26 protein-coding genes are annotated in these 25,647 nt (G+C 72.9%); 17 read left to right on the top strand and 9 right to left on the bottom strand.

Annotation, left to right across the window (positions count from 1 at the left end; all coding sequences use genetic code 11):
• Window positions 1-74 precede the first annotated feature (74 nt).
• From ASC58_RS09665 to ribA, 3 genes are read left to right on the top strand one after another with little or no spacing between them, the layout of a single operon-like run.
• On the top strand, window positions 75-995 hold the full coding sequence (locus tag ASC58_RS09665; protein WP_235529163.1) for a lysylphosphatidylglycerol synthase transmembrane domain-containing protein: 921 nt from the start codon (window positions 75-77) through the stop codon (window positions 993-995).
• Entirely contained in the window at window positions 988-1,680 is a 693-nt protein-coding gene (locus tag ASC58_RS09660; protein ID WP_082553123.1) for a dihydrofolate reductase family protein, read from the top strand. Before ASC58_RS09665 ends, ASC58_RS09660 begins: the two co-directional genes overlap by 8 nt.
• Window positions 1,677-2,384 (top strand): GTP cyclohydrolase II, encoded by a 708-nt coding sequence (gene ribA, locus ASC58_RS09655; protein ID WP_369796218.1) that lies wholly within the window; start codon window positions 1,677-1,679, stop codon window positions 2,382-2,384. Before ASC58_RS09660 ends, ribA begins: the two co-directional genes overlap by 4 nt.
• Here ribA and ASC58_RS09650 read toward each other — a convergent pair.
• Window positions 2,344-3,225 (bottom strand): class I SAM-dependent methyltransferase, encoded by an 882-nt coding sequence (locus tag ASC58_RS09650; RefSeq protein WP_056919104.1) that lies wholly within the window; start codon window positions 3,223-3,225, stop codon window positions 2,344-2,346. The genes ribA and ASC58_RS09650 overlap by 41 nt on opposite strands.
• Before the next feature lie 65 nt (window positions 3,226-3,290).
• Here ASC58_RS09650 and ASC58_RS09645 point away from each other — a divergent pair, with 65 nt between their 5' ends.
• The 5 genes from ASC58_RS09645 to ASC58_RS09625 all read left to right on the top strand — a co-directional run bounded on the left by ASC58_RS09645 (window position 3,291) and on the right by ASC58_RS09625 (window position 9,757).
• Window positions 3,291-5,774, top strand: a complete 2,484-nt coding sequence (locus tag ASC58_RS09645; protein ID WP_200947770.1) for a CDP-alcohol phosphatidyltransferase family protein — start codon at window positions 3,291-3,293, stop codon at window positions 5,772-5,774.
• A complete protein-coding gene (locus tag ASC58_RS09640) occupies window positions 5,771-6,535 on the top strand; it encodes a class I SAM-dependent methyltransferase (protein ID WP_200947769.1) in 765 nt (254 codons plus the stop codon). Before ASC58_RS09645 ends, ASC58_RS09640 begins: the two co-directional genes overlap by 4 nt.
• A 115-nt stretch (window positions 6,536-6,650) precedes the next feature.
• On the top strand, window positions 6,651-7,601 hold the full coding sequence (locus tag ASC58_RS09635; RefSeq protein WP_056914582.1) for a hypothetical protein: 951 nt from the start codon (window positions 6,651-6,653) through the stop codon (window positions 7,599-7,601).
• 166 nt (window positions 7,602-7,767) lie between these two features.
• Complete coding sequence (locus ASC58_RS09630; RefSeq protein WP_082553121.1) at window positions 7,768-8,865, top strand: acyl-CoA desaturase; 1,098 nt, start codon at window positions 7,768-7,770, stop codon at window positions 8,863-8,865.
• 85 nt (window positions 8,866-8,950) lie between these two features.
• Window positions 8,951-9,757 carry a hypothetical protein gene (locus ASC58_RS09625; protein WP_056919102.1) on the top strand — a complete coding sequence of 269 codons (807 nt, stop codon included), beginning with the start codon at window positions 8,951-8,953 and terminating at the stop codon, window positions 9,755-9,757.
• On the opposite strand, the gene ASC58_RS09620 is transcribed toward ASC58_RS09625, so the two are convergent.
• Window positions 9,730-10,230, bottom strand: a complete 501-nt coding sequence (locus tag ASC58_RS09620; RefSeq protein WP_056919270.1) for a pyridoxamine 5'-phosphate oxidase family protein — start codon at window positions 10,228-10,230, stop codon at window positions 9,730-9,732. The genes ASC58_RS09625 and ASC58_RS09620 overlap by 28 nt on opposite strands.
• A gap of 156 nt (window positions 10,231-10,386) precedes the next feature.
• Between ASC58_RS09620 and ASC58_RS09615 the strand changes: the two genes are divergently transcribed.
• From ASC58_RS09615 to ASC58_RS09605, 3 genes are all read left to right on the top strand, one after another.
• A complete protein-coding gene (locus ASC58_RS09615) occupies window positions 10,387-10,848 on the top strand; it encodes an iron chaperone (RefSeq protein WP_056914580.1) in 462 nt (153 codons plus the stop codon).
• Between the two features lie 103 nt (window positions 10,849-10,951).
• Window positions 10,952-11,548 (top strand): 1-acyl-sn-glycerol-3-phosphate acyltransferase, encoded by a 597-nt coding sequence (locus tag ASC58_RS09610; protein ID WP_056914579.1) that lies wholly within the window; start codon window positions 10,952-10,954, stop codon window positions 11,546-11,548.
• Between the two features lie 121 nt (window positions 11,549-11,669).
• Window positions 11,670-11,945, top strand: coding sequence for a hypothetical protein (locus tag ASC58_RS09605; protein ID WP_056914578.1), 276 nt, complete (start codon window positions 11,670-11,672; stop codon window positions 11,943-11,945).
• A 2-nt stretch (window positions 11,946-11,947) separates the two neighbouring features.
• On the opposite strand, the gene ASC58_RS09600 is transcribed toward ASC58_RS09605, so the two are convergent.
• On the bottom strand, window positions 11,948-12,889 hold the full coding sequence (locus ASC58_RS09600; RefSeq protein ID WP_056919101.1) for an aminoglycoside phosphotransferase family protein: 942 nt from the start codon (window positions 12,887-12,889) through the stop codon (window positions 11,948-11,950).
• Between the two features lie 60 nt (window positions 12,890-12,949).
• Between ASC58_RS09600 and ASC58_RS09595 the strand changes: the two genes are divergently transcribed.
• A complete protein-coding gene (locus ASC58_RS09595) occupies window positions 12,950-14,455 on the top strand; it encodes a carboxylesterase/lipase family protein (protein ID WP_056919100.1) in 1,506 nt (501 codons plus the stop codon).
• Here the strand turns inward: ASC58_RS09595 and ASC58_RS09590 are convergent.
• The gene (locus ASC58_RS09590; protein WP_056919099.1) at window positions 14,428-15,426 is read right to left on the bottom strand and encodes a YafY family protein; all 999 of its coding nucleotides are present in this window, start codon (window positions 15,424-15,426) and stop codon (window positions 14,428-14,430) included. The two genes, ASC58_RS09595 and ASC58_RS09590, sit on opposite strands and share 28 nt — an antisense overlap.
• 61 nt (window positions 15,427-15,487) lie before the next feature.
• On the opposite strand from ASC58_RS09590, the gene ASC58_RS09585 reads away from it, so the two are divergent.
• Together ASC58_RS09585 and ASC58_RS09580 are read left to right on the top strand one after the other, a co-directional pair.
• Complete coding sequence (locus ASC58_RS09585) at window positions 15,488-16,102, top strand: DUF664 domain-containing protein (RefSeq protein WP_082553120.1); 615 nt, start codon at window positions 15,488-15,490, stop codon at window positions 16,100-16,102.
• Between the two features lie 59 nt (window positions 16,103-16,161).
• Window positions 16,162-16,449, top strand: a complete 288-nt coding sequence (locus tag ASC58_RS09580; RefSeq protein ID WP_056919098.1) for a DUF1905 domain-containing protein — start codon at window positions 16,162-16,164, stop codon at window positions 16,447-16,449.
• 9 nt (window positions 16,450-16,458) lie between these two features.
• Here the strand turns inward: ASC58_RS09580 and ASC58_RS09575 are convergent, their stop codons facing one another.
• Window positions 16,459-17,787 (bottom strand): hypothetical protein, encoded by a 1,329-nt coding sequence (locus tag ASC58_RS09575; protein ID WP_082553119.1) that lies wholly within the window; start codon window positions 17,785-17,787, stop codon window positions 16,459-16,461.
• Between the two features lie 219 nt (window positions 17,788-18,006).
• Here ASC58_RS09575 and ASC58_RS09570 point away from each other — a divergent pair, with 219 nt between their 5' ends.
• Entirely contained in the window at window positions 18,007-18,606 is a 600-nt protein-coding gene (locus ASC58_RS09570; RefSeq protein ID WP_056914573.1) for a hypothetical protein, read from the top strand.
• An 82-nt stretch (window positions 18,607-18,688) separates the two neighbouring features.
• On the opposite strand, the gene ASC58_RS09565 is transcribed toward ASC58_RS09570, so the two are convergent.
• The gene (locus ASC58_RS09565; protein ID WP_056919097.1) at window positions 18,689-19,672 is read right to left on the bottom strand and encodes an MEDS domain-containing protein; all 984 of its coding nucleotides are present in this window, start codon (window positions 19,670-19,672) and stop codon (window positions 18,689-18,691) included.
• A gap of 217 nt (window positions 19,673-19,889) precedes the next feature.
• Here ASC58_RS09565 and ASC58_RS09560 point away from each other — a divergent pair, with 217 nt between their 5' ends.
• The gene (locus ASC58_RS09560; protein WP_082553117.1) at window positions 19,890-22,307 is read left to right on the top strand and encodes a glycoside hydrolase family 31 protein; all 2,418 of its coding nucleotides are present in this window, start codon (window positions 19,890-19,892) and stop codon (window positions 22,305-22,307) included.
• Window positions 22,308-22,369: 62 nt separating this feature from the next.
• On the opposite strand, the gene ASC58_RS09555 is transcribed toward ASC58_RS09560, so the two are convergent.
• Entirely contained in the window at window positions 22,370-22,636 is a 267-nt protein-coding gene (locus tag ASC58_RS09555) for a hypothetical protein (RefSeq protein WP_056914571.1), read from the bottom strand.
• A 206-nt stretch (window positions 22,637-22,842) separates the two neighbouring features.
• Entirely contained in the window at window positions 22,843-23,721 is an 879-nt protein-coding gene (locus tag ASC58_RS09550; RefSeq protein ID WP_056914570.1) for a hypothetical protein, read from the bottom strand.
• Window positions 23,722-23,839: 118 nt separating this feature from the next.
• Here ASC58_RS09550 and ASC58_RS09545 point away from each other — a divergent pair, with 118 nt between their 5' ends.
• Window positions 23,840-24,616: an isocitrate lyase/phosphoenolpyruvate mutase family protein gene (locus ASC58_RS09545; protein WP_056919096.1), complete on the top strand. Its 777-nt coding sequence runs from the start codon at window positions 23,840-23,842 to the stop codon at window positions 24,614-24,616.
• A gap of 13 nt (window positions 24,617-24,629) precedes the next feature.
• On the opposite strand, the gene ASC58_RS09540 is transcribed toward ASC58_RS09545, so the two are convergent.
• Complete coding sequence (locus ASC58_RS09540; protein WP_056919267.1) at window positions 24,630-25,556, bottom strand: acetamidase/formamidase family protein; 927 nt, start codon at window positions 25,554-25,556, stop codon at window positions 24,630-24,632.
• Window positions 25,557-25,647: the final 91 nt, after the last annotated feature.

Here is a 25,647-nt window from a genome sequence, read left to right as displayed (position 1 = left end):
GGTGTCCGCCAGTGGACAGGGATCATCGTCGTCCCGCCACGGCCCGAGCCGGACGCCTGAGTCGGTGGGGTTGGGTGCGCGCTGCCGTGGCGGTGGCCGTCCTCGCGACCGTGGGCTGGCGGGTCGGGACGGACGCGTTCCTTGCCGGGCTGTCCCGGGTGGACGCACGGTCCCTCGCCGTGGGCTGCGGCGTCGCCCTCGTCACCACCGTCTGCTGCGCGTGGCGGTGGACCCTCGTGGCCCGGAGCCTCGGGGTGCCGGTGCCGCTCACTGCGGCGGTGGCCGCCTACTACCGGTCGCAGTTCCTCAACGTCGCGACGCCCGGCGGCGTGGTCGGGGACGTCGATCGCGCCCTGCGCCGTGGGAGCGCCGTGGGGGACACGGGCCGGGTCGTGCGGTCGGTCGTCTGGGACCGGGTGGCCGGCCAGGTCGTCCTCGTCGCGGTGGCGATCGCGGGGTTGACCGTCCTGCCCTCGCCCGTGAGGGATCAGGTGCGCCTGGCCGCGATCGCCGTGCTGGCAACGGGTTTCGTCATCACCCTGGTCACCCTGGCTGCACGTCGTGGGGGATCTTCGAGACCCACCGGCGACAGGAGCCGCCGGTGGTCGGCGATCCCGGGGTCGGGTGACCTCCGTGCGGTGCTCCTCACCCGGCACACCTCGTCGCGCGTGCTGCTCGCATCGGTGGTGGCCCTGGCGGGGCACGTGCTGACGTTCCTGGTCGCGGCACGGACGGCGGGGGCGAGCGCGGCCACCGCGGCGGTCCTCCCGCTCGCGCTCGTGGTCCTGCTGGCCATGGGACTGCCGAACGTGGCGGGCTGGGGACCCCGCGAGGGCGTCGCGGCGTGGAGCTTCGGCGCAGCGGGGATGGGCGCACAGCAGGGTGTCACGACGGCCGTCGTCTACGGCGTGATCGTCTTCGTCGGGGCCCTCCCGGGTGCGGTCGTCCTGCTGGTGTCGGCGGCCGGCCGGGTACGGGGAGGGCGCCGTGGCTGACCGCCCGTACACGTTGCTGAGCTGCTGCATGTCGCTGGACGGGTACCTCGGCAGCGCCTCGCGCGGGCGGCTGCAGCTGTCGAACCTCGCGGACTTCGACCGGGTGGACGGTGAGCGCGCCGACTCCGACGCCATCCTCGTCGGTGCAGGGACGATCCGCTGCGACGACCCGCGGCTGCTCGTGCGGTCGCAGCAGCGACAGGCCGAACGGGTGGCCCGCGGGTGGTCGCCCTCCCCGGTCAAGGTGACCGTCACCAGGCACGGGTGCCTCGACCCTGCTGCGGAGTTCTTCGCCAGCGGTGACGGCGAGAAGCTGGTGTTCTGCGCGAGGCCGGCCCTCGCCACGACGCGGGAACGACTCGCAGGCGTGGCGACGGTGATCGACGCGGGCGAGCCGGTCGAGCTCCGGTGGGTGGCCGAGCAGCTGCACGCGCGAGGGGTGCGCCGACTCATGGTGGAGGGCGGGGGCACCGTCCACACGCAGATGCTCACTCAGGGTCTCGGCGACGAGCTGCAGCTCGTGGTGGCGCCCTTCTTCGTGGGGGAGTCGGCCGCGCCGCGCTTCGTCGGCGACGGGGCGTTCCCGTGGAGCGTCGCCCGCCGGGCGACCCTGGCCGAGGTGCGTCAGATCGACGACGTGGCCCTGCTGAGGTACGCGTTGTCCCCCCGGTACGGCGAGGGGTGAGGGTCGAGATGCTGGTGCCGCTGCCGTCGCCCCCACCCCCTGCGTCGATCCGGACCCAGGTCGAGGTCCCGTTGGCGCTCCCGGACGGCTCCACGACGACGGCGAGGGTGGTCACCTTCAACGGACTCGTCGACGGGCTCGAGCACCTCGCGTTCGGGCTCGGGAGGTACGCGGAACGCCATACGGCAGTGGGGAGCTCGCCCGCCACCCCGGTCCGGCTGCACAGTGAGTGCCTGACCGGGGACGTCTTCGGCAGCCAGCGCTGCGACTGCGGTGCCCAGCTGCGTGAGTCCATCGGGCAGCTGGCGACCGAGGGGGGCTTCCTGCTCTACCTCCGGCAGGAGGGACGCGGCATCGGCCTCTACGCCAAGCTGGACACCTACGTGCTGCAGGACGTGGGGCTCGACACCTACGAGGCCAACGTCGCGCTCGGGTACGCCGTGGACCAGCGCAACTACACGGTGGCTGCGCAGATGCTCCTGGCCCTCGGGCAGCCGCGGGTCGCGATGCTGACGAACAACCCGGACAAGGTCGCCCAGCTGCGGCGCCTCGGCATCGACGTCGTCACCCAGGTCCCCACGGGGCTGCACGTGAGCGACGCCAACGTGCGCTACCTCGCCGCGAAGGCGCGCCACGGTGACCACACCCTGGACCTCGCGCAGCTCACCGGGGCAGGGCGAGCACGTCCTCGTGCTGCACCGTGACCGCGAGTCGGCCCGCAGAGGCCTCTGCGAGGCGACGCTCCGCGTAGGTGCCCGCACGTGCGACCAGGGACGGGTCCTGCTCCAGTGCGGCACCGAGCCAGCCGGTGAACCACTCGCGCACGAGTTCGCGGTCCTGCGCTTCCAGCAGCCACGGACTCGGCCGCCGCAGCACGTCGAACCCCAGGCGACCGAACGCGTCGACCGCGGCGCGGGCGCCGTCGGGACCGAGCAGCCGGTGGCCGCCCACCGTCCGGCGCTGGTGGGCGTTGAACGCCGCCTCCACCTGCCGGTCGAAGGGATCAGCGGGCTCGAGGGAGACCCTCCCGACGACGCTCAGGGTGACCAGGACCGGGCAGCGCGCTGCCGCGCACGAGCGGACGAAGCGGTCGAGCTCGGCACCGGTCAGCATGTCCAGCAGCGCCGAGGCCGTGACCAGGTCGCTCCCCGAGAGCCCGTCGGGGCCGAGTCGGGTGATGTCCCTCTGGTGGCTCTCGAGGGTCACGGCAGCTCCGCCGGCCGCCCGCTCCGGCACCCTCGTCGCGGCCACGGCGAGCAGGTCGGCGTCGCGGTCGAGCAGCACCCAGTGCTGCGGTCCGGGGAGCAGCGGGGCAAGCCACCGGGACATCGACCCCGTCCCGCACCCGAGGTCATGGACGACGAGCCGGCGCCCCGGTGCCCTCCGCTCGCGCCGACGACCTGCAGCCGCAAGGTCGGCGTCGGGGTCGGTGCCAGCCAGCGCGTCGACCAGTGCGTCGACCAGCTCGCTCGATCTCGCCGCGGCATCGGCAGGCTCGCGCAGCGCCAGCCAGGTCGGGGTCGCCCGACCGTGTCCGTCCTCCACCGCACCTCCTCGCGTCGCGGTCGGCGGACCCACCGCCGGTGGATTCCTGCTCGTGGATCCGGCCGGTGAACCGACCACCGATGACGACCGTAGTAATGCTGTACGCCCAGAACGGTTCCACGTCCAGATGGGGAGGCGCTGTGCTGACGGTGCGTCGCCTCACCGGGGCCGGGGTCGTCGGCGTGGCCGTGCTGCTGGCCGTGGTCGGGAACAGCGTCGGCCTGACCGCCACGGGGTGGGTCGTCGGCCTGCTGTGCGGCGTCACCGTCAACCTCGTCGTCGCCCGTGGCCTGCGGGCTGCCGGCGTCGACCCGGGTCCGGCCGACGCCGTGACCCTCGGTCGCGCGGTCATCACCTGCGCCGTGGCCGCCCTGACGGCCGATGCCCTGCTGCACGGACGCACCACCGCGCTGCTGGTGCCGATCACCGTGGTGGCCCTGCTGCTCGACGCCCTCGACGGCTGGGTCGCCAGGCGCACCGGGACCACGTCGGCCTTCGGCGGCCGCTTCGACGGTGAGGTCGACGCGTTCCTCATCCTCGTGCTGAGCGTCTACGTGGCACCCGACCTAGGTCCGTGGGTCCTGCTCGCCGGCCTGGTGCGGTACCTGTTCGCGGTGGCCGGCTGGGGACTGCCCTGGCTCCGCGCGCAGCTGCCGTTCCGCTACTGGCGCAAGGTGGTGACGGCGTCCGTGGGGATCGTGCTGACCGTCGCGGCTGCCGATGCCGGTCCGCACTGGTTCGTGGTCACCGCCGTCATTGGCGGGCTGGTGCTGCTGGCCGAGTCGTTCGGCCGTGACGTCTGGTGGCTGTGGCGGCACCGCGTCACCGCCCCCGTGGGTGCCGTGCAGATTCGGGGCCTGTCGTGGCGTCGTGTCGGGGGCGTCGTCGTCGACACCGTAGCCGTCGCGCTGGTCTGGGTCGTCCTCGTGGCCCCGGTCGAGCCGGGCCGGCTGGCGCCGGTGGCGTTCCTGCGGCTCCCTGTCGAGGGCCTCGCCCTGGCGGCCCTCGTCGTGGTCCTCTCGGGGAGGTCCTCGAGGGTGGTGGCCCGGGTCGCTGGACTCGCGCTGGGCCTGCTGGGGGTGCTGGAGGTCGTTGAGCTGGCGTTCGTCGAGGTGCTGGACCGACCGGTCGACCTCGTGACGGACGCCGGTCACCTCGGGGCCGCGGTCGACTTCGTCCGTGCGTCCTACGGTCCGTGGGCGGCCACCGGCGCGCAGGCGGGCGCGGTGGTGCTCCTGCTCGCCATCGTCGCGGGCGTCACCGCCTCGGTGGGTCGTCTCGCGCGGCAGCTTCGGCGCCGACGCAGGCGGTCCGCTCTCGCCGTCGTCGCCCTGACCGTCGCCTGGGCGCTCACGGCGGTGTCCGGGGCACAGGTCGGGAAGGACGAGCCGGTCGCGGCCAGGGCAGCCCTCGGTTTCGCGGTGGGGCAGGCGCGCGGCATCTCGACGTCGCTGCGCGAGCAGCGCGCCTTCGACGCGGCGGTGCGGCACGACGCATACGCGGACCAGCGGACCGGTGACCTCGCGGGCCTGGCCGGCAAGGACGTCCTCGTCGCCTTCGTCGAGAGCTACGGCCGGGTGGCCGTCGAGGGTGACGCGTCGGCGGGCGTCCGCACGATGCTCGACGCGGCCTCGGCCCGGCTCGGGGCCTCCGGGTATGCCGCGCGAAGTGCCTACCTCACGTCCTCCACCTTCGGGGGAGTCAGCTGGCTGGCCCACTCCACCTTCCTGTCGGGGGTGTGGGTCGACAACCAGACCAGCTACGACACGCTCCTCGCGGGGAACCACACCACCCTGCCCAGCGTGTTCGCTCGCTCGGGGTGGCGGACCGTGGGGTTGCTCCCCTCGAACCGGGGGACCTGGCCGCAGGGGCAGCGGTACTACGGGTTCGACACCATCTACGACAGCTCGGACCTCGGGTACGCCGGGCCCGCGTTCGGGTTCTCCTCGATGCCCGACCAGTACGCCCTCGACGCGTTCGGGCGGCGCGAGCTCGGCCCGGGCCGGACGTCCCCGGTCATGGCCGAGATCGACCTCGCGTCGAGCCACGGGCCGTGGGCGCCGCTGCCACGCATGGTGGGGTGGGACGACCTGGGGGACGGCACGGTCTTCGATGCCGTGCACGCCGGGGCCGAGTCCGCGTCCCACCTCTGGAGCCACCGCGAGCGGGTCCCGGCGGCCTACATGGACTCGATCGAGTACTCCCTCACGGCCCTGCTCGGCTTCGTCGAGCGGTACGGCAGCGACTCCCTCGTGCTCGTCCTCCTCGGCGACCACCAGCCCGCCACGATCGTCAGCGGGTTCGGGGGCAACCACGACGTGCCCGTCACCGTCCTGGCTCGCGATCCCTCCGTCCTGGCCCGCATCTCCTCGTGGGGTTGGCAGGACGGCCTGCGCCCCGGTCCCCGGGCGCCGGTATGGCGCATGGACGCGTTCAGGGACCGGTTCCTGGGCGCGTTCGGCGACCGGTCGCCGGAGGTGGTCACGGCCGGGCAGACCGCTCCCGCGGCCGGCGTCGCGAGCGCCCCACCCACCCGGGCCATCAGGTGAGGACCATCGGCCGGGAGGTGGTCGAGGCCGGGCTGCTCGCCGCCCGCCTCGAGGCCTACGAGCCCGGCGAGTACGTCGGGCAGGAGAGCTTCATGCGGGCGACCGAGATCCGGGACCTCGCCACCAGGGCCGCCATCGGGGCGGGGACCTCGGTCCTGGACCTGTGCTGCGGTGTCGCGGGTCCCGGCCGGCTCATCGCCGAGGCGCTCGGCTGCACCTACCTCGGGGTCGACCGTTCCCCGGACGCGATCGCCGTGGCACGCAGGCGGGCCGGCCCCCGGTGCCGGTTCACCATCGCCGACGTCCCACCGGTGCCCGAGGGCGGGTTCGACGTGGTCCTGCTCCTGGAGACGATGCTCGCGTTCGCCGACAAGGCGCCCCTGCTGGGCGCGGTCGCCGGCGCCCTCGTCCCCGGTGGCCGGTTCGCCTGCACCGTCGAGACCGGGGCGCCCCTCACGGCGGCGGAACGGTCCCTCATGCCGGCGTCCGACACGGTCTGGCCGGTGCCGGACGCCGAGCTGAGGTCCTCCCTGGAGGACGCCGGCCTGAGGGTGACGTGGGAGACCGACAGCACCCGTGCCCACCACACTGCCGCCCGAGCCCTGACCCGCGCGTTCTCGGAGCACGCGGGGGACATCCGAGCGCATCTCGGCGACGCCTTCCTCGACGACCTACTGACGGCCCACCGGCTCTGGACCCACTGGCTCGAGCAGGGGCGCATCCGCAAGCTCACCCTCGTCGCGACCCGAGGGGGTGGGTGAACGCGGGGTCCGCGACCGTCGTCCTACCTCCTGCCACCCGGGAGCGGGGCCGGGACGGCCAGACCACCATGCAGGACCGCACCCGTCGCGGTGCGCGACCAGAGAGGCACCACCGATGACCGCACTGAGGAAGACGTCCCTGCTGGCTGCCGTGTTCGCGGCGGCCGCCACGCTGGCCCTCGCCGCTCCACCGGCGACGGCCGACCATGACGACCACGCCGACCACCGCCACCACGTGGACCGGGCGATCGTCCTACCCGGCGCCACGGGCACCGAGGGGGTCGCCAGCGGTGGCGGCTCGACCTTCTACGCTGGGGACCTGCTCACGGGCGACGTCTTCCGCGGAGATGTCGGCAAGGGCACCGCGGCCAAGTTCATCGATGCACCGGCCGGCCGTTTCGCCACCGGCATGAAGGTGGACCGCGACGACCACCTGCTGTTCGTCGCCGGAGGCCCGACGGGCCAGGGCTACGTCTACAGCACCTCCACGGGGATGCCGGTGGCGTCGTACACCTTCGCTGCAGCCCCCACCTTCATTAACGACGTCGCACTCACGGAGAAGGGTGCGTGGTTCACCGACTCCGCGCGGGCGGTGCTGTACTTCGTCCCCGTCAGGCACGGCACGCCCGGCGCCTTCCGGACCCTCTCCCTGAGCGGGCCCGCCGCAGAGCTCGCCGGCGCGTTCAACAACAACGGCATCCAGGCCACGCAGGACGGTTCGCGGCTGCTCGTCGCCCACAGCGCCCAAGGTGCCGTCAACGTCGTCGACCCCCGCACCGGGGCGAGCCGGGCCGTCGCGGGGTTGAGCGTTCCGAACGTCGACGGCATCCTCCTCGACGGGCGGACCCTGTGGTCGGTGCGCAACAACGACAACCTGGTCGTCGAGGCCCGGCTGGCCAAGGACCTGTCGTCGGCCACGGTGCGCAAGGTCATCACGAGTCCTCTCTTCGAGACACCCACCACGGTGGCCCGTGTCGGCGGCCGGCTCGTCCTGGCGAACGCCAAGTTCGACACCGGTTTCCCGCCCACGGCGACGCAGTTCGAGGTCGTCGTCGTGAAGCGGTAGACCTCGTCCGGTCCGCGCCTGAGCGTGACCGGTCCGCACCCCGGGGCACGGCCGCGACACAGGTGGCCGCCCCCGGGGTTGCGGCGCGTCGCCGTGCGTGCTTCAGTCGGAGGACCAGCTCGAGAGTTGCCCTGGACCCGGCGGCACGACGCCGACACGAGGTCCCATGGAACAGCCACCAGCGGCAACCAGCGCACCGTCCGCGACCCAGCGCGTCGCCCCACGGCGACCGCGACCCCCCAGCGACTACGCCCTCCTGTCCGAGCGGATCCGCGGGGCCGGCCTGCTGCAGCGCCGACGGTTGCCCTACCTCGTGCTGCTGGTGTCCCTGGGTGCGGCGCTGACCGGCACCGGCGCGCTCCTCGTCGTCCTGGGCGACTCGTGGTGGCAGCTGGGCACCGCGGCCGGGCTCGCGCTGGTCCTTGCCCAGCTCGGATTCCTCGGTCACGAGGCAGCCCACCAGCAGGTGCTGGGCACGAGGAAGGGCAACGAGTGGTTGGCGCGCTGCCTGTCCTGCGGCGTGGTCGGCCTCAGCTACGCGTGGTGGACCCACAAGCACAACCGGCACCACAGCGCCCCGAACCAGGTGGGTCGGGACCCGGACATCGCTCCGGGGGCGATCGCCTTCACCCGTGAGGCCGCCGCCGACCGCACGGGGTTCCCCGGCTGGTTCGCCGACCACCAGGGCTGGTGGTTCTTCCCCCTCCTGCTGCTCGAGGGACTCAACCTCCACCAGGCCGGTGTGCGCGTGCTGCTGCAGCGTCGTGAGCTCCCGTGGCGCCGGCTCGAGCTCGGGCTGGTCGCCGTGCGGTTGGCCGGGTACGTCGTGGTCCTGCTGCTCGTGCTCGACCCCGTCAAGGCGCTCGCGTTCCTCGCGGTCCAGCTGGGGTTGTTCGGGTTCCTGCTCGGTGCCGCCTTCGCGCCCAACCACAAGGGGATGCCGATCGTGCCACGGGACGCCCGGATCGACTTCCTGCGCCGCCAGGTGCTCATGTCGCGGAACATCCGCGGCGGGTGGCTCGTCACGTTCCTCATGGGCGGGCTCAACTACCAGGTGGAGCACCACCTGTTCCCGTCGATGCCGAGGGCCAACCTGCGCCGCGCCCGTCCCCTCGTCCAGCAGTTCTGTGCCGAACGCGGGGTCACGTACACCGAGACCACCCTGATGGCCTCGTACGCCATCGTCGTCAGGTACCTCGACTCCGTCGGCCCGGGAAACCGTGATCCCTTCAGCTGTCCACTCGTCGAGCAGTACCGCGGCTGAGGCGGCCGGGGCGAGCACCGCCCCCGGCGCCGGGGACGACTGCCGTCACGTCGGCGCCCCGTGGCCACCGACGTAGGGTCCACCTGTGATCCTCGCCCTCCTCGCCGCCCTTGTCGGCACCCTCGGGTATGGCGCGGGGTCGGTCCTGCAGAGCGTGGGCGCCTCCCGGGCCAGTGGCGTCGCCGTGGCGCGCCAACCGACCTACGTCGCCGGTCTCGCCTTCGACGCGGTCGCGTGGATGGGCTCGCTCGTGGCCCTGCGCCAGCTGCCGCTGTTCGCGGTCCAGGCCCTGCTCGCGGGCTCGCTGGCCGTGACCGTCGTCCTCGCCCGCCTCGTCCTCGGCGTCCGGGTCCGCCGCCGGGAAGGCGTCGCGGCGGCCGTCATCACCGCCGCCCTCGTCGTCCTGGCCGCCGGTGCCGGACCGCTGTCGGCGGTGCGACCGCCACGGCCCTTCAGCCCGGTCATGCTCGTCTCCCTGGGGGTGTTGGCGGTGGCGACGGTGCTCGCCGGGCGCCGTGCCCGTTCGACGGAGCTGGCGGTCCTCGGCGGCGTCGCCTTCTCGGGTGCGGCCCTGTGCGCCCGCGCCGCCCACGGGTCCGGCGACTGGGCGAGCCTGCTGCACGAACCCCTGGCCTGGGCTGTGCTCGGCTACGGGGCCCTCGGCATGATCGGCTACACGGGAGCGCTGGAGCACGGCTCGGTCGGTCCGGCGACCGCGATCCTCTGGGTGGTCGAGGTCGCCCTACCGGCCGTCGTCGGCGTGTGGGTCCTCGGCGACGCGGTCCGTCCGGGCTGGGCAGCACCGGCGGTGCTCGCGCTGCTGCTGGCCCTGGGTGCCTGTGTCGTGCTGGCAGCCGCCCCCGGTCAGTCGGGCGGGGCGACCGTCCCGTAACCGACGAGCCAGCTGGGCTCGAGGCGGTACATCCGGATGTCGTCGCTCCACGTGGTCGGGTCCGAGCCGTAGTGGGCCGTCCAGTGCGCGATGGTCTCGTCCCAGGTCGGGTCGCCGGGGGAGAGCAGGACGGCTCGTCCGTGGCAGAAGACCCCGAGTCGCTCACCGTCGAGGTGGGCAGCGCTCACCGCGGGTCGAGCCTCGAGGTGACGGGCCTTGGCAGCCCGACCGTCGGTGCCGAACGTCCAGCACCCGTGCAGGAAGTGCCCGTCCACGGCACTCACCCGGGGTTCACCCCTGGCCGTGACGGTGGCCAGGCTCAGCACCTTCATCCCGTCCAGGGCGGCCACCACCTGCGCGGCGGTGAGACGGCGGTCGCCGGTGATGATCTCGCGCAGGTGGCTCGTGCCGGCCGCGTGGGACGCGTCCATCAGGACCTGCAGATCGTCGACCTCGCGTGCCGTCTCCTTCACGGTGTCGACGGTACTCGCGGGCCCCGACACCCGGTCGGTGCTGACGTGCCGATCCGGTCAGGAATCGAGAAGCACGGGCGGGGGTGAGCGGCCTAGCCTTCCATCGAGGGGCCCGGAAGGCGCCATACCGGGATCACACCACGAGGGGACGATGACATGGCCACCAAGACCGCCGACACCAAGAACGCCGGCACCACGGACGGGTTCACCGCGCAGGAGCGTGCCGCGATGAAGGAACGGGCCGCGGAGCTGCGCGCCGAGGGGAAGAAGGGCGCGAAGCTGGCGGACGGGTTGCAGGACCTGCTCGACAAGATCGCGGCGATGGCGCCCGACGACCGTGCCCTCGCCGAACGCGTCCACGTCGCCGTGACGACGACCGCGCCCGACCTGCTGCCGAAGACCTGGTACGGCATGCCCGCCTACGCGAACGCGGACGGCAAGGTCGTCCTGTTCTTCCAGGACTCGGGCAAGTTCAACTACCGCTACTCGACCCTGGGCTTCCAGGACGCTGCGAACCTCGACGACGGTGACATGTGGGCGGCCTCGTTCGCCCTGCTGCGGTGGAGCCCCGCGGTCGAGAAGAAGGTCGTCGCGCTGGTGAAGGCCGCCGTGTCCTGACGCCGGGCACGGTGGGCGCGGTCGGTGACCACCGGGCCCTGCGCCGGCCCGCGCCCCGTAGGTTGGTCCCCTCGGGGCAGCAAGCCCCACGAAGGGACGTGCCATGAGGAGCCGACTGGCCAGGGCGGTGCTGCGGCTCTCGCGGTGGACCGCCGTCGGCGAGGTGCCCCGCAGCGGCATCCTCGTCGGGGCCCCCCACACGTCCAACTGGGACTTCGTCATGATGCTGCTGATCATGTGGCGCGGCGGGGTCACCCCGCGGGTCCTCATCAAGCACAGCCTGTTCAGGGGGCCGTTGGGGTGGTTGCTGCCCCGGCTCGGCGGGGTCTCCCTGGACCGCGAGAACCCCGGTGCCGTGGTGCGGGACCTCGTGCGCGAGGCGCGCAGCGGAGAGCCGTTCCTGCTGATCCTGGCCGCCGAGGGGACCCGAACGAAGGGCGAGTACTGGAAGTCCGGCTTCTGGCGCATCGCCCGCGAGGCGCGGCTGCCGATCGCCCTGGCGTTCATCGACGGCCCCTCGCGCACAGCGGGATTCGGTCCGACCATCGTGGCGGACGAGGACGTCGTGGTGGTCATGGACCAGGTCCGAGCCTTCTACCGGGACAAAAGGGGCATCCACCCCGAGCGCCGGACGGAGCCACGGCTGCGGGAGGAAGGGGGCGCCGCCGGGCGCGCCCCCGGGCGGTCCTCCGGCGCCTGAGCGCCGACCCCACCCCTCGCCCCACGGCTGGTCCTCGACATGGTCCGGAGTCGTCAAGGAGATGGCAAAGGGCACGCATAACGGCAGGTGGCGACCCTGCGACCCTGACATGGTCTGCCGGATGGAGCTCACCGTCATGGCCGACTGGAACGCGGACCCGGTCTGGACCAAGCAGGGCATGGTCGACCTCGAGACCCTCCCGCTCTCGCCGCGGTTGACCGCGGACCTGCTCGCCTGGGCGCGTCGCTGGGAGGAGCTGCACGACCGCACCCGCACCGCGCCGCAGCAGGACTCCTACTCGGACTGGGTCAGCTCCGGGCGCCGGCTGTCGCGCGACCTGCAGCTCGAGCTCGGACCGGCGTACGACGTGGAGTACGCCCACGACCACGAGGGCTGACCTCAGCCCCCGGCCGCGATCGTGCTCGCGGTGTCGAGGAACGTCCGGGCCTCCTCCGGGTACCCGTGCCACGCGAGGTACAGCCCGGTCGTCACCCGCTCGACGTAGGCCCAGCGCCAGACACGCTCCGCCTCCACCCCGGCCAGCTCTGCGGCGTGCTCGCACCCCTGTCGCAACAGGTCGGTGCCCGAGCCGGGCTCGGCCTCCTCCAGGTCGCGCAGCTCGTGGCAGGCGTCGCGCAGCGCCACCCCGAGGTCGTAGGCGCGTTCCCCGACGAAGCCGTCCGGGTCGATCAGGGCCCAGCCGGTCCCTCGCCGCAGGACGTTCCCGCCGTGCGGGTCGCCGTGGCAGACCACCTCCGGTCGCTCTGTCGTCGCGAGCTCGTGCGCGTGGGCCGAGGCCAGGGCGAGGGCACCCTCGTGTCCGCCGCCGTACCTGGGTCCGAGGTCGTCGAGGATGGCCACGAGACCGGCAGCCTTGCCCTCGAACCGTTTCCCTGACCCGGCCGGCACCTGCCACGCCTCGAGGAGCAGGGGCGCGACCACCTCGACCTGCGCGGACACCGTGCGGTGCTCGGTCCAGAGGTCGGCGCCGAGCCGCTCGGTCAGCAGGGCGCCGGCCGCCTCGTCCCAGGCCAGGACCTCGGCGTAGCCACGCCCCTCGGCGGCGAGCATGACCGTCGCAGCCCGGTCGAGGGCGCCGGGGTCCGCGATCTTGAGCACCGCCCCGGTGCCGTCCACGCGCACCACGTCGAGCGTCGGAGCCCCCGCTCCGCCGTCGAACCACGCGCGGGCGGTGAGGTCCCAGGCGGTGCAGACGGGGCCGACGGTGGCCCGGAAGTGCGCGACGGTGGTCCTGAGGTCGCGGTCGGACCGGTCACGGCGCCGGTCGGCCTCGGCCACCGCGCCGGCGATGACGTCGTCGTGCTCGGGTGGGCGCCTCACCGCCTCAGGCTAACCACCGGCTCCCGTGCCGGGGCAGGCCACGGCTGGTTGGATGAGCAGATGGCCCCTGTCGTGAACGTCACCGGTGGACTCGCTCGCGGCACCAGACGCGACGGTGTCGACGCCTTCCTCGGACTCCCGTATGCCGCGCCGGCCGTGGGCGCCGACCGGTACCGGCTGCCGCAGCCCGTCGTGCCGTGGGAGGTGGAACGCGACGCGGGCGTGCACGGGCCGAGCGCAGCCCAGACGGCGTACCCGAGCCCGATGGACCAGTTCCTGCCGGCCTCGGTGGCCCCGGGGGACGAGTACCTCAACGTCAGCGTGTGGGCGCCGTCGGAGGGCGGGACGGACCTGTCCGTGATGGTCTGGATCCATGGTGGGGCGTTCGTCCGAGGCGCGAACAGCGTTGCCACGTATGACGGTTCGGCCTTCGCCCGTGACGGGGTCGTCCTCGTCTCGGTCAACTACCGCCTCGGCGCGCCGGGCTTTGCCGTGCTGGACGGTGCTCCCACCAACCTCGGTCTCCGCGACCAGGTCGCCGCTCTGCGGTGGGTGCGCGACAACGTCGCGGCGTTCGGCGGCAACCCCGAGGACGTGACCGTCTTCGGTGAGTCGGCGGGCGGCATGAGCGTCGCGACGCTGATGGCCTCGCCTGCTGCAGGAGGTCTCTTCCACCGTGCCATCGTCCAGTCCGGAGGCGGCACGGCCGTCTGCGCACTCGAGGACGCCCGACGGGTGGGGGTCGAGCTCGCTGCGATCCTCGGTGTGCCCGCCACGGCGGAGGCGTTCGCAGCGCTGGATCCCGAAGCCGTTGCCGCGGCCCAGGGGGCCCTGACGCTGGCGGTCCAGGCCGACCCCGACCCGGCCCGCTGGGGTTCCTCTGTCCTGCGCGGCGGTCTCGGCATCATGAGTCTGTTCCCCGTCGTGGACGGTGACGTCGTGCCCGAGGTCCCGGCGACCCGGATCGCGGCGGGGTCGGCCGCGGGGGTGCCGCTGCTCATCGGCACGACGACCGAGGAGATGCGTCTGTTCATGGTGCCGACCGGAGTCGCCGCCACGATCTCCGAGCCGGCCCTGCCGTTCCTCGCAGCACGCTACGGCTGGCCGGAGCACGCGGTCGAGACGTACGTGCGCAACCGTCCTGAGGCGTCTGCGGGCGACGTCGCTGCGGCCATCCTCACCGATGCCGGTTTCCGGGTCCCCACGGCGCAGCTCGCCGCGGCCCAGCACGGCGTCGGGGCGCCGGTGCACGTGTACGAGTTCGCCTGGCGGACACCGTTGGCCGACCTCGGCGCCTGCCACGCCCTCGAGCTGCCGTTCGTCTTCGACACGCTCGGCGCCGGGGCGCTGATGGCGGGTGGGGCGGCGCCGCAGCCGGTGGCGGACGCGATGCACCGGGCCTGGGTCGAGTTCGCCAAGGGTGGCGACCCGGGGTGGCCGTCCTGGGCGCCCGACGAGCCGCTCGTCAGGACGTTCGGCGCGTCGCCGGAGGAGCCCTCGTCGGACGTGTCCGCCGTGAAGGTGTCGACCTGGCCGCGTCAGGACGAGCTGGCGCTCTGGGGCTGACCCGCACCGCCCGGCGTGCCGGCGGCCAGCAGCTGCGCGCCGACGGCCCGGGCCACCTCCTGGAGCTCGGTGCACCCGACGATCCGGAACGGTGCGCGCAGCACCGCCAGCTGCTCGGCGTACCACCACAGGCTGCTCGTCGTCCCGACCAGCCGCGTCGTCCGCTCGTCGACCAGCTCGAGCCGCCCCAGCGCCCGGGGGAGCCAGTGCGACACGATCTCGACCGGGGCCTCGACCAGGACGTCGACGGCATACTCCCAGCCCGTCGCGAGGTGCCGCTCGAGGAGGGCGACGGGGTCGAGGTCCGGGGGAGGGGTGAAGGTGAGGTCGAGCACCTCGACGGCCGAGACCCGGTCGACGCGGTACGTCCGCACCGCCGCCTCGTCGGACGTGGGGCGGGTGAGGCAGAGCAGGTACCAGCGTCCGTGGCGGACGACGACCGCCCACGGGTCGACCTCCACGTCCCACGTGCGACCTGACTCCGAGTGGTAGGTGACCCTGACCCGGTGGTGCTCCGCGCTGGCGTCCACCAGGGTGGCGGCCGTGGTCGGGTCCGGGCGGGCCGCAGCCCGGTCGGGTGCGGAGGCAGCCGTGCGGCGGACGGCATCCGCCTGTGCGGCAACGGAGTCGGGCAGGGCCCGGAGGATCTTGGCCAAGGCGCTGCCGACGGGGTCGGCGGGGTTGCCGGCGTCGTGGTGACCGTCGAGAACGGCCATGACCAGACCGAGCGCCTCGGCGGAGCTGAACGTCAGCGGGGGCAGCCGCAGACCCCGACCCACGCGGTAGCCGCCGTACGGGCCCCGGGTGGACTGGACGGGGATCCCGGCCTCGCGGAGGATGCCGACGTAGCGGCGGGCCGCGCGTGACGTGACCCCGAGCCGCTCGCCGAGGCGGTCCGCGGTGATGCCCGGTGAGTCCTGCAGCAGCTCCAGGCAGAGCAGGGCCCGGGCGGTCGGGTTCGTGGTGTCCACGTGAACAGATTGGCACACGTTGCGGAAGCGATCCGTCCGGAACCCGCCGTACCGTGCACCCATGACGACCGAGCAGAGCACCGACACCGGACCGGCTGCCGCCCCGGACGGCGTTGCAGCGCAATGGGTTCCGCCGAGCTGGGAACCACCGTTCGCCGGCACCGAGCTGGAGCACCTGACAGGAGCGTTGGACCGGCTGCGCACGACGTTCCGCTGGAAGGCGGGCGGGCTCGACCGCGAGGGCCTGGACACCAGCGTCGGGGCGTCGTCCCTGACCCTGGGAGGCCTGCTCAAGCACCTGGCCGCCTGCGAGGACCACGTCTTCACGACGAAGCTCAAGGGGGAGCCGCTGGGGTCGCCCTGGACGGAGATGGACCAGGACGACGACGAGGGGTGGCACTTCCGGTCCGCCGCCGCCGACACGCCCGAGGAGCTGTACGCCCTGTGGGACGGCGCGGTCGCGAGGTCCCGGGCCACCCTGGCCGCAGCGGTCGCCGAGGGTGGGCTGGAGCAGGAGGCCCATGTGACGGCCCCCGACGGACGGCACGCGAGCCTGCGTCGGCTGGTCTTCGACCTGGTCGAGGAGTACGGCCGCCACACCGGGCACGCCGACCTCCTCCGGGAGGCCGTCGACGGACTGGTCGGCGAGGACCCGCCCAGCGACTGGCGACCGTGACGGGCGCAGGTGCGAACCGGCTCCGGACCGGGCAGCCGGCTGCTCCCTATCCTGCTGCGATGGAGCTCGAGTTCAGCGGTGACGTGTGGTTCTGGCGAGGGCCGTCGCCGTGGCACTTCGTCACCGTCCCCGACGAGGAGTGCGGGGCGCTCGAGGCGGTCGCGTCCCGCGTGAGCTACGGCTGGGGCATGATCCCCGTGCGGGCCCGGATCGGGCCGACGACGTGGACGACCTCGTTGTTCCCCAAGGACGGTGCGTATGCCGTGCCGCTCAAGTTCGCGGTGCTGCGGGCCGAGCAGATCGAGGTCGGCGACGTGGTGACCGTCCACCTCTGCGTCGACACCTGAGCCGCAGGGTCACGCCGCGAACAGCAGGACCAGGCCACCACACGTGTAGCCGACCATCACCACGAGCATGGGGACCTGGCCGCGGACGGCCGCCTTCCGGTCGAACAGGCGCAGGGCGCGTTCGTGGGCGTGGACGATGCCCAGGACGTGGCCCGTGACGATGGCCGTCACCTGCAGGCAGGCGACGAACGTCGGGCCGATGAGGGCGGAGCCGGGGGTCAGTCCACGCGTCCCGAGCCAGTTGGCGCCGGTGCCGAGCGGGTCGGACAGCAGGGCGAGGGTGAGCTGTCCGCCGTAGACCCACAGGGACCAGTAGTGCGCGACGACGTACCCCGCGGCGATGGGCACCAGCGACGGGGCGAACGCCGTGGCGCACCCGCGCAGCGACACGACGCCCGCGATCCTGGCCGCCAGCCCTGCTGCGGCCGCCAGCGTCCCGGCCACCAGCACGCAGAACCCGAGGAGGCCCAGGGTCTGCGCCGCCACCGGGGAGGCCGACGACTGCGTCCAGCTGAACCACGCGGTGAGCCCGGAGAAGCCGTCGTACGCCGTGCCGCCGAGCAGGACGGACACCGTCGCCAGCAGCCCGTGATCGGCCTCGATCCGGTCCACGCCGTGCAGCGGGGTGCGGACGACCCACGTGCGGTCGGGTCGTCGCCCCAACGGGCTGAGCGCGCCGTAGAGGGAGGACAGGACCTCGAAGGGGTCGGCCCGTTCGAACCAGCGTGGACCGAACACCACCGCGCCGAGGAGGGTGAGCAGCATGACGCCGAGGATCGTGGGCAGGAGGACGGCTCGCGTCGTGCGGTCGGGCGCGATGAGCTCGAGCCAGGTGAACGCGAAGAGCCCGGCGGCGGCCGGCCAGTAGCCCAGCCGGTACCGCAGGATGCCGTTGAGCGGGTCCAGTCCGCCCGCCCGGCACAGGAGGAGGAAGAGCGCGCGGAGGGGGTTGAGCACCCTCCAGACGGGACCCAGCACCAGGGACAGGAACGGCAGCCCGATCCAGAGCCAGACGTAGACGACGTACGGCGTGGGGTTGTTGGCGTTGTCGGCCCCGGCGACCAGGGCCATCAGGGTCCAGGCCGACAGGGCGAGCGCGAGGGCGACGGCGCCGCCCCGCAGCCACCGGCTGTCCAGGAGCCTGGCCGTCGTGGCAGGGAGGGGGTGGCCGCCACCCGGGTGCAGGCGCGGGGTGCGCCAGAGTGCTCCCAGGGCCACGAACGAGACCACGAGGGCGACGGACGCGCCGGCGACGACCAGGGGGAACGGCAGCGGCAGGTCCTCGCGCTTGCCCACCCCGTGCGCGACCCACGCGGCGGGGTTCAGCACAGGGGTCACGGGCGGTTCCTCCGGGGGCCGGCCGTCGTGCGCGACGGTCCCTGAACGGTACTGCCGGGACGTGCCCGGCCACCGGTGTTTCGGCGAGGCCGCGACCTGGTGGACCCGCGGAGAAATCTCCGCCGTCGACGGGCTGGCGACCCTAGACTCTGGACGCGGACCGGCTGCGGTCCGTCGGCTCCGGGAGGTCCCATGCACGCGTCGTCACGGTGGCCACGCGTGCTGCTGCTGGCGGTGCTCGTGGTGGCCCACCTGGTGTGGCTCGGGCAGGCGCCTGCCTCGGCCCACTCACCCATCTCGACCATCGTGCTGCAGGTGTCCGGCAGCGGTGGTGACGTGGTGGTCACGGCCTCGATCCGTTACCCCGACAGCGATCCCGTCGTCGGCGAGACCGTCCGTGCCGTGGCGTACCTGCCCGACACGGCCGAGTCCCGCCCGCTCACGCTCAGCGAGACCAAGGGTGCCCGTGGGCAGTGGCGGGGCACCGTGCACGCGACCCCCGGGCGGTGGCAGCTCGAGGTCGACGCCGTCCGCAAGAGCAAGGGCCTGCAGAGCATCGGGTTCGTGGTCGGCGACGACGGGTCCATCAGCGACGTGGCGAGTCCGTCACCCCTCCCGGCGACCGTCGTCGTGCCGGGAGCTCCCGCCGAGGCCGCGCGGTCCGGGCTCCGCGAGGCGCCGAGGACCAGCGCCACCCGGTCCCAGCTCACCTGGGCGGTGGTCATGGGAGTGGCCGGGATGCTCGTGATGCTCGTCATCGTCCGCCGGATGGCAGCCAGACCCGAGGAGCCGGCCGAGGCCGCGGACGTCGGATGGTGAGCGCCCGCTCCCGGTGCGGTGCCCGTATGGCGTGAGCCACGACGCCCGGGTGACGTGCGCCCGCGCGGTCGGTGCCCGGTAGTCAGGCGCCGGTCGGCAGCTCGGCCCAGACGACCTTGCCGTCCGAGACCGCGTCGCAGCCCCACCGGTCGGCGACGGCCTCGACGATGCTCACGCCGCGCCCGTTGACCTCGCCGGCCGAGGGGTGGCCCAGCTCGAACCATCCGCGCTGGGCATCGTGGACCGACAGGTGCAGCACGCCCGGGCTGTGGTGCAGGAAGACCCGGAACGGTGACTCGGCGTGCAGCACGGCGTTCGTGGCCAGCTCGGAGACGAGCAGCAGAGCGTCCGGTGCCACGTGGTCGAGGTCCCAGTGCTCGAGCGTGGCGCCCACGAAGCGGCGGGCCGCGATCACGGCCGTGGTGGTGGGAACGAAGACCTCGGTGCGCTGGGCGGTCGTGAGGTCGTGGACCAGGGCGCCCGGGTCCTCCGGGAGGGGGCGGAGGGAGCCGTACCCGGGTGGTGCGTGCACCTCGGAGTGCCGGACGCAGGTCTCGCGGATGCCCGGCAGGCCCGCGGAGGCGAGGAGGGCGGTGGGGTAGGCGCAGAGCAGGCCGGTCCGGTGACCGGTCAGCACGGTGTTCCAGGCGGACTCGAGCCCGATCGCGGCGGCGACCTCACCCTCCTCCCAGAGCAGGGCGACCAGCTCACCGAAGACGCGGGCGCGGGTGTCCTTGGTCGTCACGGAGGCGAGCAGCTCGCGCAGGTGGGACTCGAACCGCTCGAGATCCAGCTCGCCCTCGGCCCGGAACTGGGCCAGGGTTGCGGCCGCGTCGCGCAGGTGGAGCGTGCCACGCGCGGTGGCCTCGGCGACGTCGGAGCCTAGTGCCGACAGGACCTCGAGGATCACCGGTGCGTGCGTCGCCGTGGCGATGAGGAGGACGACCTCCCCGGACTGCAGGCCCTCATGCGCGTACCCGGCCACCGCCGAGACGATCTCGGAGTCGTGGTCGTAGAAGATCACCGCATGGTCGTCGGGAGCGGCCACCGGGTCGCCGGACAGCACGCCTCGCACTGTACGCCCGTATGGACGGGCGTCGGCAGGTTTCTGGCGACTTGTCTCGCCGGGGGACGGTGGTGGACTCCTCGGGGGCACCGGCACCAGAATGTTGCGGCGCCCGCGACGGCGGACCGGTGCGCGCGCCATACCTCGCCGTCCGGTGCCCGGACCCGGAACCGGGCCGCCCTTCCCGCCCTCCCCACACCTGCCGAGAGGTCCTCCCGTGCTGCAGACCGACCACTTCATCCGCTTCGAGAAGGTCGGGGAGGTGACGGCCACGGACCGCGGGCTGCTCGCCGAGGTGGAGACCGAACAGCTGCGGGTGGACCTCGTCAGCGACGACGTCGTGCGCGTGAAGATGAGCCGTGGCGGGGTGTTCGACGAGGAGCCGACGTTCGCGGTCTGCGTCGACCCGCTGTCGGGCCCGGTCGACTTCACCGTGGACCGCGACGACCAGCGGGTGACCGTCAGGACCTCCGCGATGGTCGTGTCGTTGTGGCTGGAGCCGTTCCGCCTCGACGTGCACCGCACCGACGGCACCGCGGTGGTGGAGACCGCTGCCGACGAGCACGGCCGTTACTGGGGGTACGCCACGCTCAACGACACCTTCACGATTCGTCGGCGCTGTCGGCAGGAGGACGCCGTCTTCGGGCTGGGGGAGAAGTCGGGACGGCACAACCGCAAGGGTCGGGACTTCACGATGTGGAACACCGACGTCCTCAGCCCTGACGCGGCAGGGGAGTTCACCGCCGGCAAGGAAGCGGGTGACCCGCGCGGCGACCGCACCAGCGTCGAGTTCGACCCGTTCTACGTGACGATCCCGTTCTTCTACCACCAGACCTACCCGGCGGGGACGATGGCCGGGTCGTTCATGGACAACGGGTACCGGGGTGAGTACGAGTTCTCCGCCCACGACGAGTACCGCATGACCTTCCGCGGCGGTCAGTGGACCGAGTACATCTTCGCGGGCCCGGACATGCCCGCGATCCTCACGGGGTACACCGCGCTCACGGGACGCACCCAGCTCCCTCCCCTGTGGTCGCTGGGCTACCACCAGTGCCGTTGGTTCGACTACACCCAGGAGGCGGTCGAGGCGCTCGGCCAGCGGCACCGGGACGACGAGATCCCGTGTGACGCACTGTGGCTCGACATCGACTACATGGACGGCTACCGCGTCTTCACCTGGGACACCGACAAGTTCCCCGACGCCCCGGGGATGCTGGAGCGGCTGTCCGACCAGGGGTTCAAGGTGATCACCATCATCGACCCCGGCGTGAAGTGGGACCCGGGGTACGCCGTGTTCGACGACGGGCTCGAGCGCGACGTCTTCTGCCGGACCGAGGGCGGTGACACCTACATCGGCCAGGTCTGGCCCGGCAACACCGCGTTCCCGGACTTCGTCACGCCCGAGGCGCGCGCGTGGTGGGGAGAGCTCAACGCCAGGCACGTCCAGTCCGGCCTGGCCGGGATCTGGAACGACATGAACGAGCCGGCCACCGGGTCGATCGCGCCCGACGGCATGCGGTTCGGGCACGGCGAGTTCGCCCACGACCGCTACCGCAACCAGTACGCGTTGCTCATGGCCATGGGCACCACCGAGGGCCTGCGGGCAGCGATGCCGGAGCTGCGCACGTTCATCCTGTCGCGCGCCGGGTTCGCGGGCATCCAGCGGTATGCCGCGAACTGGATGGGCGACAACCTCTCCCGGTGGGACCACCTCTGGCTGAGCATCGCCATGGGTTCTGGTTTCGGGGTGTCGGGCCAGGCGTTCGTCGGTGCAGATGTGGGTGGGTTCGCGGGCAGCTCCGACCCCGAGCTCTTCACCCGGTGGATGCAGTACGGCGTGCTGACACCGTTCTGCCGCAACCACTCGATGATGGGGAACGTCGACCAGTACGCCTGGGCGTTCGGGCCGGTGGTCCAGGACCTCGTCCGCGAGGCGGTGCGCCTGAGGTACCGCCTGCTGCCCTACATCTACACAGCATTCGTCCGGGCCTCCGAGACCGGTGAGCCGGTGCAGCGGCCCCTGGTGTTCGACCACCAGTACGACGGCACCGTCCGCGACATCGACGACCAGTACCTGTTCGGGACCGACCTGCTCGTCGCCCCGGTGATCGACGCCGGGACGACCTCCCGGCAGGTCTACCTGCCCGAAGGGGACTGGTTCGACTGGCACTCCGACGAGGTGCTGCCCGGCCGCTCGTTCGTCGTGGCCGCGACACCGATGGACCGCATCCCGGTCTACGCCCGTGGGGGAGCGGTCGTGCCGATGTGGGTGGAGGCCCCGGCATCGACCGACGGCCACCACCCCGAGGCGGTCGAGCTGCACGTCTTCGTCCCCCGGTCGGACGGTGTGCACACGTCACGACTGGTCGAGGACGACGGCCTGACGACCGCGTCGGTGCAGGGGGCTGCCTGGCGGACGACGTTCACGCTGACGCGGGACGGTGCCTCGGTGTCGCTGCGGGCCGGGGTGGAGGGCGAGGGCTATCCGCAGTTCCGGCGTAGCGCATTCCACCTCGTGCTGCACGGGGCTGCCCCGGCGAGCGTGGACCTGGACGGGACCGAGGTGCCGGTCCGGGACGCGGTGGCGGTGCTGCCCGTGGGTGCAGAGGAGTTCATGGCGACCTTCGTGCTCTGACCGGTCCCGCGACATCTGCGCGCAGGGGTGCGTCAACCACTCGACGTCCTGGTGACGCCGGCTCAGTCCAGGTCGGGTTCGAGGGCGCCTTGGTACGCGGCCCGGTAGAGCCGCGCGGCGGCGACCATCCGCCCACCCCCGGGGGTTCGGCACACGACGCGCATGGCGGGTGAGGCGTCGAACGGGGATGCGTCGGACCCCGAGGCGGCGGCGCGGCCGGCGTCCTCGGCGATGGCGGTCATGAGCTCGAGCTCGAGTGGGGGAACGGTGGAGGTGATGGCACCCGGGTCGAAGGGGACCGGCGAGGTGGCGTCGACAGATGCGGTCATCGGAGGTGGACCTTCCACGGGCGGGGTCGATGCAGGACCCGCCGGGGTCCGGGGCGATTCTCGGACGGTAGCAGGGCTCATGGGCGCACGCATCGGACGACGTCGATCCACGGACGGGCGGTTCCTGCGATGGCCTTCCTCCGCCGAGCGTCAGCAACGCCCGCTCGTGCCGACGTGGCCTGCGACGGCAGCACCGATCCAGCCCCTCAGGTCCAGCCGGTCGTGTGGACCGGGCAGCGCCCAGGGCTGTGCGTGCTGCGCCGCCGGACCGCGGTGCGCACCGCCCAGCGGATCCGGCGTCGTGCGAGGAGCAGCAGCACGCCGACCCACAGCCCGACGGCCCATCGTTGTGGCCCGACGGGTGGGTCGGGCACCGGTCGGTAGCCGCCGTCGTCGAGTCCGGCTGCCTGCTCGAAGTGGTTCTCCGACCCGGGGAACAGGGTGTCGTCGACGAGGTACGCGACAGGCAGCAGGGCGATGCCACCGACGAGGGTGAACACCGCCCACTGGTCCACGTGGCGGGACTCGTGCTGCGCCAGGAGCCTGGCGCGGACCGGGTTCACGCGGGGGGTGGGGGAGGCGAGGAACACCTCGCCGACCATGCTGCCGGGGAGGTCCTTGGCGGCCGGGATGAAGGCCAGCGTGATCTGTGGGTCGCCGACGCTGCACAGCCCACGCCCCTTGAGCTCGGCGAACCCCAGCGCCAGCCCGCTGACCGGGGCGGTGAGCAGCGACCTGACGCGCGAGCGCACCGACGACCGGGCCGGCATGACCGGGTCGGCGATGGTCCGTCCCTCCGAGATCGAGATCGGTGCCACGCAGGCCGGCAGTGCCCGCGCCTTCTGCGACACCCGGAGCCCGAGCCCCACGACCGACAGCAGGGCGAGGACGACCATCGCCGCGAGCAGGCGGCGGTGACGACGCTGGCACAGGTCGCAGGCCAGGACTCGGCGTGGGCGCAGGACCCGGGTCCGGGGCAGGACCAGCAGCAGTCCCAGCACCCCGGCCCCGGCGAAGGCGACCACGGCCCACACGACCCGCATGGGTGCGGAGGTCGGGCGGCGCCGCCCGGGTCGGTCGTCCACGAGGGTCATCCTCGCGCCGCCCAGCCGCCCCGCGCCAGCCATGGGAAGGGGTGGGCGTCGCCTTGTCCCAGTTCGCGCTCGGAAGGCCGATTCGTTCTGGCTCAGGTAATTTCAAGTCATGACCTCCAATGCCGACAAGGCCCGTGAGCTCCTCCGACTCCACACCGACCCCGAACTGCTGCTCGTCGTCAACGTCTGGGACGTCATCACCGCGAAGGTGGTCGCGGACACCCCCGGCACCAAGGCGCTGGCGACCGCCAGCCACTCGATCGCCGCCTCCTACGGCTACCCCGACGGCGAGCAGATCCCGCGCGACCTCATGATCGAGGCCGTCGGCCGGATCGCGGCCGCGGTCGACCTGCCCGTGACCGCCGACCTCGAGGGCGGCTACGGCGACGCGGGGGAGACGGTGAGCCGCGCGATCGACGTCGGCATCGTCGGGGCGAACCTCGAGGACCAGATGAAGCCGCTGGCCGACTCGGTCCGTGCGGTCGAGGCTGCCGTCGCCGCCGGGGAGAGGGCCGGCATCCCCTTCGTCCTCAACGCCCGCACCGACGCCTTCGTCAAGGCCGGGGACCGCGACCCGCAGGAGGTCCTCGACGAGGCCGCTGCGCGCGGCCGCGCCTACCTCGACGCCGGAGCCTCGACGTTCTTCGTCCCGGGACCCCTGGACGAGGCCATGGTGAGCCGGCTCGTCGACGAGCTCGGCCCCCAGAAGGTCAACGTCATCGGCATCCCCGGTTCGGTGCCGCTGGCCCGCCTCCAGGAGCTGGGCGTCGCCCGGGTCTCCTACGGCCCGTGGAGCCAGAACGTCGCCCTGACGGCGCTGGCCGAGCTCGCCGAGGACGTGTATGCCGGTGGCGGACTGCCGGAGGGCACCCGCAAGCTCAACTGACGGCCCGGGAGGGTCACCCGCGCAGCAGGGCCTCGTGGCCGAGTGAGGCGTGCACACCCCAGGTCTGGTTGGCGACCTGGGTGACGTGCAGGTCGACCGCTGCGCTCGACAGCGCCAGGGCCTCGGCGCGGGTGACCGAGAGCAGCGACTCCATCCACGTGACCATCGCGTCGAGGGCGGCAGCGGTCGCGGTGTTGAGGTCGGTGTCGAACCCCAGGGTCAGCCGGGCGGTCGGGGTGAGCGCGTGCACGGTCCGCAACGGCGGGTCGACGACGACGTCGAGCGCCATCGTCGTCGTCATCGGGCACTCGATCGCGGTCCCGCCGACCTCTCCGTGGCCCTGGGCCGCGTGGCCGTCGCCCGCCGTGAGGAGGGCGCCCGGGACGTTGACGGGCAGGAACAGCGTCGAACCGGCCACGAGGTCGCGGCAGTCCATGTTGCCGCCGCTCTCCGGCCTCGGGGGCACGGTCGACAGCTCTCCGTCGACGTCGCACGCCACGCCGACGACGCCCAGGAACGGTGCCAGCGGCACGGCATACCCGAGGTGGCTGCGGGCCAGGCCCGCGGAGGTGTCGACCTCCCACAGGAGGTGCCCACCGTGCCCCTCGCCCAGTCCGAGACGGTGGTTGAGCCACGAGTCGGCGCCGCCGGAGGCGGTCCAGCCCCACGGACCGGGGTCGATGGCGGAGAAGTGCACCGCGAGCACGTCGCCGGGACGCGCTCCGTCGACGGCCACGGGCCCGGTCAGGCAGTGACCACGGCGGGGAGTGAACATCCGCGGGCGGTCCTCACCGGGGAAGGTCTGGCGCTCGAGGTGGCCGCCCGAGTCGAGCGACTCCAGGACGACGGTGTCACCGGGTTGCACCGTGAGCACCGGGGGGCTGTCCCGGGAGACGGTCTCGACGACGGTGGCGGGGCTGACGGGGAGGTGGTGGATCACGGTGCTCCAGGTGGTGGTCCGGGTGGTGGTGGGCTGGTGCCGGGTGGCGGTGCGGGGCAGCCGAGGTGACGATGGGACCGACCCTGCCACA

It is taken from the genome of Phycicoccus sp. Root101 (genome assembly GCF_001426245.1).
Classification (GTDB): Bacteria; Actinomycetota; Actinomycetes; order Actinomycetales; family Dermatophilaceae; genus Pedococcus.
Note: the sequence above shows the minus strand (reverse complement) of the source record. Positions and strands in the feature narration are given on the sequence as shown.